The 386-nt window shown below is 65.0% G+C and carries 1 protein-coding gene; it reads right to left on the bottom strand.

Annotated features, from left to right (window positions below; genetic code table 11):
• The coding region (locus tag Abci_RS13925; protein WP_048839773.1) for a 1-deoxy-D-xylulose-5-phosphate synthase N-terminal domain-containing protein at positions 1-386 on the bottom strand (386 nt) is incomplete at both ends.

Below are 386 nucleotides of genomic sequence, written 5' to 3'. Positions count from 1 at the left end.
AGATGGTGCGCCACGGCCATGCCCAGACCAGCAGAAATGGAGGTGGAGGAGTGTGCCGCGCCAAACGGGTCGTATTCGCTCTCCGCCCGGCGGGTGAAGCCGGACAGGCCCCCCGGCTGGCGCAGGGTGCGGATACGGTCACGCCGCCCTGTCAGGATCTTGTGCGGGTAGGCCTGATGCCCCACATCCCAGATGATCTTGCTGGCGGGAGTATCGAACACGGCGTGGAGGGCCACGGTGATTTCCACCACGCCCAGAGACGCCCCCAGATGGCCGCCTGTGGTGGAGACGGCATCAATCGTCTCAGCCCGCAGTTCGTCTGCAACCTGCTTGAGCTGCTCAACCGAGAAGTTCCGCATGTCCGACGGATAGGTCACCCGGTCCAG

This window comes from Acetobacter cibinongensis (assembly GCF_000963925.1).
Taxonomy (GTDB): domain Bacteria; phylum Pseudomonadota; class Alphaproteobacteria; order Acetobacterales; family Acetobacteraceae; genus Acetobacter; species Acetobacter cibinongensis.
Note: the sequence above shows the minus strand (reverse complement) of the source record. Positions and strands in the feature narration are given on the sequence as shown.